The organism is Pseudomonas sp. PS02290 (assembly GCF_029960075.1).
Classification (GTDB): Bacteria; Pseudomonadota; Gammaproteobacteria; order Pseudomonadales; family Pseudomonadaceae; genus Aquipseudomonas.
Map to the genome: position 1 here is coordinate 1 of NZ_JASCOY010000141.1, position 9,479 is coordinate 9,479.

General features: G+C 62.9%; 9 protein-coding genes. 8 read left to right on the forward strand and 1 reads right to left on the reverse strand.

Annotated features, from left to right (window positions below; genetic code table 11):
* Positions 1-258: 258 nt before the first annotated feature.
* Complete coding sequence (locus QMX88_RS27525; protein WP_282373410.1) at positions 259-1,221, reverse strand: isopenicillin N synthase family dioxygenase; 963 nt, start codon at positions 1,219-1,221, stop codon at positions 259-261.
* 300 nt (positions 1,222-1,521) lie between these two features.
* On the opposite strand from QMX88_RS27525, the gene QMX88_RS27530 reads away from it, so the two are divergent.
* From QMX88_RS27530 to QMX88_RS27565, 8 genes are all read left to right on the forward strand, one after another.
* On the forward strand, positions 1,522-2,913 hold the full coding sequence (locus QMX88_RS27530; protein ID WP_282373411.1) for an FAD-binding oxidoreductase: 1,392 nt from the start codon (positions 1,522-1,524) through the stop codon (positions 2,911-2,913).
* 124 nt (positions 2,914-3,037) lie between these two features.
* The gene (locus tag QMX88_RS27535) at positions 3,038-3,874 is read left to right on the forward strand and encodes a transporter substrate-binding domain-containing protein (RefSeq protein WP_282373412.1); all 837 of its coding nucleotides are present in this window, start codon (positions 3,038-3,040) and stop codon (positions 3,872-3,874) included.
* 372 nt (positions 3,875-4,246) lie between these two features.
* A complete protein-coding gene (locus QMX88_RS27540; protein WP_282373413.1) occupies positions 4,247-4,906 on the forward strand; it encodes an amino acid ABC transporter permease in 660 nt (219 codons plus the stop codon).
* Positions 4,903-5,574, forward strand: coding sequence for an amino acid ABC transporter permease (locus tag QMX88_RS27545; RefSeq protein ID WP_282373414.1), 672 nt, complete (start codon positions 4,903-4,905; stop codon positions 5,572-5,574). Before QMX88_RS27540 ends, QMX88_RS27545 begins: the two co-directional genes overlap by 4 nt.
* 74 nt (positions 5,575-5,648) lie before the next feature.
* Positions 5,649-6,461, forward strand: coding sequence for an amino acid ABC transporter ATP-binding protein (locus QMX88_RS27550; protein ID WP_282373418.1), 813 nt, complete (start codon positions 5,649-5,651; stop codon positions 6,459-6,461).
* 53 nt (positions 6,462-6,514) lie between these two features.
* Entirely contained in the window at positions 6,515-7,252 is a 738-nt protein-coding gene (hutC, locus tag QMX88_RS27555; protein WP_282373415.1) for a histidine utilization repressor, read from the forward strand.
* A 93-nt stretch (positions 7,253-7,345) separates the two neighbouring features.
* Positions 7,346-7,642, forward strand: a complete 297-nt coding sequence (locus tag QMX88_RS27560) for a hypothetical protein (protein ID WP_282373417.1) — start codon at positions 7,346-7,348, stop codon at positions 7,640-7,642.
* 399 nt (positions 7,643-8,041) lie between these two features.
* The gene (locus tag QMX88_RS27565) at positions 8,042-9,367 is read left to right on the forward strand and encodes an MFS transporter (protein ID WP_282373419.1); all 1,326 of its coding nucleotides are present in this window, start codon (positions 8,042-8,044) and stop codon (positions 9,365-9,367) included.
* Positions 9,368-9,479: the final 112 nt, after the last annotated feature.

Here is a 9,479-nt window from a genome sequence, read left to right on the forward strand (position 1 = left end):
ACGCAGACGACGCGGAGTGGGCCGAGCGGCATGGATGCCGCGAGAGCGCCGCTAGGACATGGATGTCCGTTCGGCGCGGGCCCACGGAGCGTCGTCGGAGTGAGGGTATTCCGACGAAGGAGGAACCCAACCAGGAGCAGGGCCTTTTTGGTTACTTTTTCGGCTCCTGGAAAAAGTGACCCGCCGTAAGGGCGGAACCATAATCCGCGACACCCGAGATAACGGATATACACACGAATCCGAGATCCGCCTCAATCGCTACGCCTTCTTCCGATACGCCATCGAATCATCAATCCGCTTGAGTATGTAATCCCCCGCCGCCACCGCCGGATACCGACTGGCAGCCGCCTCGATTCCCAAATCGCATGGATCAACAACCGCCCCATAGGTCGGGTCATAAAACGTCGCGATCGAATACCGCTCATGCCCTGACTGATTGATCACCCGATGCAACGTCGACCGGAACCGATCATTCGACCAGCGCGCCAGCAAATCCCCCTCGTTCACCACCAGACTGCCCTCGATCGGCGTTGCATCGATCCACGCCCCGCTGCCCAACTCACGCACCTGCAGACCGCCGCTGTTGTCCTGATGCAACAACGTGATACAGCCATAATCCGTGTGCGGCGCCACGCCGAACTGATCGGCTTCGGCCCGGGGTGGATGGGGCGGGTAATAGACCATCTGCGTACGCTGCAAACGCTTGCCGTATTTCGGCGCAAAGAAACCGGGCTCGATGCCCAAGCCCACGGCCACAGCCCTCAACAGATCAGCGCCGGCCTTGCCCATCTCCTCGTAATACGCCTCCAGCGCCACCCGCAATGCCGGCATGAAATCCGGCCACTGGTTCGGCCCGCGCAACGCCTCCCCCGCCAGCACACTCGGGTCATCCTCTGGCAGCTCCAGGCCGATGCTGAAAAACTCCTTGAAATCCGGTTTGGTCGCCTCGTACATCAGCGCCCCACCCAATGCGTGCCAGCCGCGGTGGCGCTTGTTCACCGCCACCTGGCGCTTTATTTCCGGCGCGAAGGCGAAGAAGGTTTTCGCGGCGGCCATGGTGCTGTCGATCACGTGTCCGGGCACGCCGTGGTTGATGATGTAGAAGAAGCCGCTCTCGCTGCAGGCAGTGCGGATGGCTTCGCCGGCGCGCCGGATCGCGGCCTCGTCGCCTTCACGGACGCCGGCCATGTCGATGATAGGAAGGTTGGCGGTGACGGTCATGGCAGGCTCCGGGCGCAGGAAATGGACAGGGCGGTATAGACCGGATCAAGCATTTACTGTGCCGCGCCGCTTCTTTGAGTGGGACCGGCTTTAGCCGGGAATGCGCGAGTGCGTGCACCCTCAATTCTGCGGTGTGACATACGACGCCTTCCCGGCTAAAGCCAGTCCTACAGGGAGGTCATTTACGTCCTCAGCCGACCGGCGTTTCCGAGCTGGCCTGCATCTTGCCTCAGCTGTCTATACAGCCTCCCCGCTTTCAGGCACGCCCCACCCCTGACGCGAATTGATCGAGTGGATTCCATGAGCGACCTGCAACAGACCATCAGCCAGTTGCGCCAGGCCCTGGGCGATGCTCAGGTGCTGACCGGCGAGGCCATCAGCCCGCGGCATTACAGCGACTGGACCCGCCACGCGCCGGCCCGCCCCGCTGCGCTTGTCCTGCCGACCAGTACCGAACAGGTCTCCCTCGCCCTGGGCATCTGCAATGTGGCGGGCCAAAGCGTGGTGCCTCAAGGCGGCATGACCGGCCTCGCGGGCGGCGCCGTTCCGCGCACCACCGACGTCGCGCTGTCGCTGGATCGCCTGCGCGGCATCGAGGAGATCGACACGGCCGCCGCCACCGTCAGCGTGCGCGCGGGCACGACGCTGGAGGACATCCAGCACGCCGTGGCCGAGGCCGGATTTTTGTTCCCGCTGGATCTGGGCGCGCGAGGCTCGTGTCAGATCGGGGGCAACATTGCTACCAACGCGGGTGGCAATGCGGTGATTCGTTACGGGATGACCCGCGACCTGGTGCTCGGTCTGGAGGTGGTGCTGGCGGACGGGCGTGTGCTCGACCTGATGAACAAGATGATCAAAAACAACTGCGGTTATGACCTAAAACAGTGCTTCATCGGCAGCGAAGGCACCCTTGGGGTGATTACCCGAGCAGTATTGAAAATGGCGCCGCCACCCGGTCCGACCACCACGCTGCTCTGCGCCCTGCCCGATTACCCCAGCGCGGTTGCGCTGTTGCGGCGGATTCAATCGAGCGTCGGCACGCCTCAGGCGTATGAACTGATGTGGCAGGATTTCTTCCGCCTCGGTGTGTCGTGGCTGGGGAGTTCAGCGCAGGAGAAGCCCGTCGCGCCGATGCCCGATGATCATCCGCTGTACGTGCTGCTGGAGTCATCCGCGCCCGTCGATGCGCTGGAGCAGACCATTGAAGTGGCGATTGAGGCCGGTGAAGTCGTCGATGCCATCCTCGCGACCTCCCAGGCCCAGGCCCGCGGGCTGTGGAAGATTCGCGAGGCGACCGGCGAGTTTCCCCAGCGCATGGCGCCCCTGAATTTCGACATCAGCCTGCCCATCGGCCGCATCGGTGAGTTTGCCGAACGCTGCCGTGAGCGCATCGACGAGCGCTGGCCGGGTAACCGAAGCGTGTATTTCGGCCACATCGGTGACAGCAATCTGCACCTGACCGTGGACTGCCATTCGCTGCCGCAGCCCGCGCCGGTGCTGGAAATCGAGGAGCTGGTGTACAGCGCCGTCGGCGAGCTGGGCGGCGCGGTGTCAGCCGAACATGGCATCGGCCTGCTCAAGCGCGAGTTTCTCCATCACTCGGTGAGCACAGAAGCCTTGCAAGTAATGGCCGAGCTCAAGCGCAGTTTCGACCCCAACGGCATTCTCAACCCGGGGAAGATCCTCGGCTGATAGTCCCATGCCGGTTGTCTATACCGGTATGGCACGCTAACTGCAGTTGCAGAATCATTCACCCGCTCACCCAACATCCCACAGCCTTCGACGAAACACGCCGCATCCACCCAGGAGCCATCCCATGTCACTCGACTCTGTGTTCCGCAGGACGTTTCAAAGCTTGAGTATCGCTGCCACGTTGACGCTGCTGCCATTCGCGGTTCAGGCCGACCAGCTGGCCGATGTGAAGAAGGCCGGTGAGCTGGTGGTCGGCACCGAAATGCAGTTTGCGCCCTTCGATTTCCTCGAAGCGGGCAAACAGAAAGGCTTGAACGCCGAGCTGTTCGATGCGCTGGGCCAGGAGCTGGGGGTCAAGGTCAAGTTCCTCGACCTGCCGTGGCCCAGTGTGCTGCCGGGCCTTGAGGCGAAGAAATTCGACGTGGTGGCCGGGCCGATCATCGTGACCAAGGCGCGCAAGGAGCGTTACCACTTCGTGTCGCCGATCGCCGAAGCTACCGTGGCGCTGCTCGCGGGCGCCAAGGACGACAGCATCGGCAAGCCTGAAGACATCGCCGGTAAAACCGTCGGTGCCGGCAAGGGCTCGGCGCAGCTGGAAGAGCTGAAAGCCTTCGCCGCGACCCTGCCGCAGAAGGTCACCATTCGTGAATACGTCGACAACAACCAGGCCTACGCCGACCTGGCCGCCAAGCGCATCGTCGCCGTGGCCAACTCGCTGCCGAACATCTCCTTCGTCGCCGCGCAGAAAAGCAATCTGTACAAAGTGGTGCAGCCGCCGTTCGGCAAGAAATCCTATTTCGCCTACCTGGGCCGCAAGGACGCCGATGCCGACAGCCTGATCGCCGCGCTGGATGCCGCCCTGACCAAGATGCACGACGACGGGCGCCTGGCCGCACTGCAGAAGAAATGGCTGGGCGCGGAAATGGACGTGCCGAAGGGTGATTTCGAGCCAACGTGGTAAGGCGCGTTTGATCCCTGTGTGTCGACTCGGGATTTCCGGGGCGACACCTAACGTGTAGGAGTGAGCTTGCTCGCGAATGCATGCTTGCAGCGAAAGAGGTGTCGCCTGACACACCGCTTTCGTGAGCAAGCTCACTCCCACAAGGTCTTGGCGTCGACTCCGGATTTGCGGGGCGACACATAACCTGTAGGAGTGAGCTTGCTCGCGAATGCGTTGTGTCAGACACCCCATACGTAGCAAGCAAACCGCATTCGTGAGCAAGCTCACTCCCACAAGGTCGGCGCCTGAAGATCCACCCAGTGATGACTCATACAGTGATCATCCACAGTGTGACGATTCACTCAGTGACAATTCACCGGCTGGAGTACCCCCGTGTTCGATTGGCCCTTGCTGCAGCAAAACGCGCCGCTCTTGCTTGGCGCTCTGTGGGTAACGCTACAGGTGTCGATGGCCGCGCTGGTGTTCGGCTTTGTCATCGGCATCGTCGTCGGCAGCCTGCGCCTGTCGCCGGTCCCCCTGCTGCGCCGCCTCGGTGGCACCTACATTTTCGTGTTCCGGGGCATTCCGCTGCTGGTGCAATTGCTGTTCATCTATTACTTCCTGCCCCGGGTCGGCCTGCCGAACGTCTCGCCCACGGTGGCGGCGATCATAGGCCTGTCCCTGGCCGCCGGCGCCTATATCGCCGAGATCATGCGTGGCGGGTTTCTTGCGATTCCCGGCGGTCAGCTGGAGGCCGCAGGGCTGTTGGGCATGAGCGACGCGCAAATGCTCATGCGCATCCGCGTCCCCCAGGCCGTGCGCCTGACGCTGCCGGCGCTGGTCAACGAAATGATTCTGCTGATCAAAGCCTCGTCGCTGGTTTCGGTGGTCGGGCTGGCCGACCTCACCCGCACGGCGCAGAACCTCGCCGCCAGCGATTACATGTTCGTCCAGGACTACCTGATGCTGGCCGGCTTCTACTGCCTGATCAACGTGCCGCTGGCCTACGCCGCGAGCCTGCTCGAACGACGCCTGAAGGAGCGCACGGCATGACCTTCGACCCGAGCATTTTCACCGACCACCTGGGCGACATCGGCTCGGGGTTTCTGGTCACCCTCGGCACCTGGAGCAGCGGCGTCGTGCTTGGCCTGGCGCTGGGCATGCTGATCGCCGTCGCCCAGGTGTTCGGCAACCACTTCGTCCGTGCGCCGCTGCGGGTGTTCATCGAGCTGATCCGCAGCACGCCGTTTCTGGTGCAGCTGTTTCTGGTGTATTACGGCGGGCCGTCGTTCGGCATCAGCCTCGACCCGATCCCCGCCGGCATCCTCGGCCTCGGGGTTTACGGCGGCGTGTACTTCGCCGAGATCTTCCGCACCGGCTTCCAGTCGGTCGCCCAAGGTCAGCTGGAAGCCGCCGATTGCCTGGGCATTACCCGCCTGCAAAGTATCTGGCGCATCCAGTTGCCGCAGATGCTGGTGATGATTCTGCCGGCGCTGGTGAACATGGTCACGGTGCTGTGCAAGGAAACCGCCGTGCTGTCGATCATCACTATCCCCGAGCTGACGATGGTCCTTACCGGCATCGGTTCGGAAACCTTCGCCTTCGTCGAAACCCTGCTGATGCTGTGCATCGGCTACCTGATTCTGGTGGAGCTGTGCTCGCGGCTGGGCATGCTGCTGGAAACCCGCGTCGGCCGCTTCATGAGCAGGCAACCCCGATGAACAGTCTTCTGATCCCCGGCGGCAGCGCGCCCGCCCCGACCGGCGAAACGACCGGCCAATCCCTGGATGAATCTATGAAAACCAACGGCGAGCCCTCGACCGTCCTGACCCTGAGCCAGGTGGGCAAAAGCTTCGGCACCCTGCGCGTGCTCAAGGGTATCGACTTGCAGGTGCAGCGCTCGGAAGTGGTCTGCCTGATCGGTCCGTCGGGCTCGGGCAAAAGCACCCTGCTGCGCAGCATGGCGTTTCTGGAGGAGTACGACGAAGGCGAGATCCGCATCGAAGGCCAGTTGCTCGGCTGGCAGGACACCGACAAGGGCCGTCGCCGCGCGCCGCAATCACAGATCAACCAGGTGCGGCGCAACGTCGGCATGGTCTTTCAGCAGTTCAACCTGTGGCCGCACATGACCGCCCTTGGCAACGTCTGCGAAGCCTTGCGGCGGGTGCGCAAACTGTCGGCCGACGACGCGAAACAGCGCGGCATGGCGATGCTCGACAAGGTGGGCCTAGCGCACAAGGCCGAGGCGTATCCCGCGCAACTGTCCGGCGGTCAGCAGCAGCGGGTGGCGATTGCCCGGGCGCTGGCGATGGAGCCGCACATCATGCTATTCGACGAGCCCACCTCGGCCCTCGACCCGGAGCTGGTGGGTGAAGTGCTGCAGGTGATGAAGACCCTGGCGAAGGAAGGCATGACCATGGTCGTGGTCACCCACGAGATGGGCTTTGCCGCCCAGGTCGCCGATTCGGTGATCTTTCTCGATCAGGGCGAAATCGTCGCACGCGGCACGCCGCAACAGATTTTCCACAACGCCGAACAACCCCGGCTGCAACAGTTCTTGCAGAACTACCTGGACCGCAACGCATTCTGGCAGGACGCCAAGGCGTGATGCGCTTTTTTTAGGGCCGTCGACGCACGCCTGTTCGGAAAGGGAGAGAAACGATGGATAAGCCGGCACCCCAGGCCCTTTATCGGCGGGCGAAGTCCTTCGTTCACGGCAAGCTGTTGTCCGGCGAATGGAAACCCGGCGACCTGATTCCGTCGGAGAACCGCCTGGTGGTCGAGCTGGGCATGTCGAGGATGACCGTCAACCGGGCATTGCGCGAGCTGACCGAAGAAGGCCGCCTGCTGCGGGTGTCCGGGGTCGGCACCTTTGTCGCCGCGAACAAGCCGCAATCCAACCTGTTGCGCATCACCAACATCGCCGACGAAATCCTCGCCCGGGGCCATCGCTATCGTTGCCAAGTGCTGCATCTGGCACGTGAATCGGCGTCGATGCCCATCGCGTCGGCCCTCTCGCTGGCCACTGGCGCGTCGGTGTTTCACTTGCTTTGCGTGCATTACGAGGATGACGTGGCGGTGCAGCTGGAGGACCGTTACGTCAACCCGCACGCCGCGCCGGACTTTCTGAACCAGCCCTTCGGCGACGCGTTGCAGTCGGCGCGCTATCTGTTGCAGATCATTCAGCCCGATGAGATGGAGCACATCGTCGAGGCCAGCCACCCGAGCGCCGAGGAGCTCAAGCATCTGCAGATCGAGCCGGGCGAGCCGTGTCTGGTGCTGATGCGCCGCACCTGGAACAGCGGCAACGTGGTGACCTACGTGCGGTTGGTGCATCCGTCGTCGCGCTATCGACTGGGCAGTCGCATGCCGGTGACGGGTGCGTATCGCGACAGCTGAAGCCTGCCGGTCAGCACATGGATCGAACCCTTGCGCGCCGTTGCCCTCGATATCTGTACGTCCTGTGAACGGGACATGACAGAAGAGGTGCGTATGGCTACCCAGAACAACGATCAAACCGTCAACCGCAACGACCCGGCGATTAACCCTGCCGTTGAGAAAGTCAGGCCAGACAGCAGCCTGGCGCAGAACGATGCGCTGAAGAACCAGGGCGGATCACAGAGCCAGTCCGGTGGCGGCGCGCAGAGTCAGGAGAACAACGGCAACCTGACCGGCGAGAACAGCTTCACCCCTGATTTCGAGCCTGAAGAGCATGAGTCGCCGGATACCACCAAAGAGGAACGGCAGACGGGTGAGCTGGACAAGGACATTGATACGGCGGGGGGTTGAGGGCGGCCTTCTGGATCGGAGATTCAAATCAGGTTTGTGAGTCTGATCACTGGATTTGATTCCGGCCTGGCACTGGTGGGAGTGAGCTTGCTCAGGACGAGGACGGTACAGCCGCAAGATTTGTGGCGGCTGGGCCTAAGTCTTCGCGAGCAAGCTCACTCCTACAGGATCTTCAGTGGCTGTGAAGCCTCAGCTCCGCACCTTGGTACGCCGCCATCCGCTTATCCCGCTTATCTTTAATTGCGTAGCACCCTAACAAAACGGCACCATCACGCTTTCGTCTGCGACTGCAGACCCGCCTGAAGTTCATCCCCCGGAGCGTTGTCGATAATGGTCCAGCCCGCCACTCAGGATGCCCCGCGCGTCGGTAATAAACTTACACCCCGCGAGTTTCGCGGCATGGCGGCGATTCTGATGTCCATCGCCCTCGCCACCCTCGACACCGCCATTGCCAACACCGCCCTCCCCGCCATCGCGGCTGATCTGAACGCCTCGCCGGCCGCATCGGTGTGGATCATCAACGCTTACCAGCTCGCCGCCGTCGCCACGCTGTTGCCGTTCGCGGCGCTGGGCGGTGTGCTCGGTCATCGCAAGGTCTATCTGGGCGGGCTGATTCTGTTCGTGGTGTCGTCGGCGCTGTGTGCGCTGTCCTGGTCATTGCCGACGCTGACCATCGCCCGCGTTCTTCAGGGCATCGGCGCCAGCGCGATCATGAGCGTCAACGCCGCACTGATCGGCTCGATTTTCCCCCACGAACGGCTGGGCCGCGGCCTGGGCATGAACGCGCTGGTGGTCGGCACGTCATTTTCCATCGGCCCGACCGTGGCCTCGCTGGTGTTGTCGGTAGCGAGTTGGCCGTGGCTGTTTGCGATCAACCTGCCCATCGGCCTGTTCGCCCTGGTGTTCGCCTGGAATTCGCTGCCCGCCACACGCCTCGGCAGCCTGACCTTCGACCGCATGACGGCCGTGCTCAATGTCATCACCTTCGGCGCGCTGATCTTTGCCCTGAGTCAGGCGGCGCAACTGGGTTCCATGACCAGCGTGCTCATCGCCCTGGCGATCTTTCTGGTGGGCGGCGCGCTGATGCTAAAACGCGAGGTCGGTCATCCTGCGCCGATGTTTCCCCTGGATTTGCTCAAGCGGCCGCTGTTTGCGTTATCGGCGCTGACGGCCTTCTGTTCGTTCGCCACCCAGGGGCTGGCATTCGTCTCGCTGCCGTTCTTTTTTGAAAGCACCCTGGGCCGCGACCCGATCCAGACCGGGTTTCTGATGACGCCGTGGTCGGTGGTGGTGGCGATGATCGCGCCGTTCGCCGGGCGCCTGTCGGACCGTTATGCGCCGGGGCTGCTGGGCGGGATTGGCTTGGCGATGCTCTGCCTGGGAATGATTTCCCTGGCGACCATGCCCGCCGACGCCAGCGTGATGTCGATCATTGCGCGGATGATTCTGTGCGGCATCGGCTTCGGTTTCTTTCAGGCGCCGAATCAGAAAGCCCTGATGACCAGCGCGCCAAAGGAACGCGCCAGCGGCGCCAGCGGCACGATTGCGACGGCACGTTTGATCGGTCAGGCCACGGGCGCGGCGTTGGTGGCACTGAGCTTCGGGATTTCCAATACCCACGGCCCGGTGCTGGCGTTGAGCATCGGCGCGGGCTTTGCGGCGGTGGGCAGTGTGGCGAGTGGCTTGCGGTTGGTGACCAAGAACACGGCCAATCCGCGAGTTTGATACGCCCACGATCTTGTAGGAGTGAGCTTGCTCGCGATTGCGGCGTGTCAGTTGCAGGTGAGTTGACTGACACACCGTGATCGCGAGCAAGCCCACTCCTACAGGGATCGGC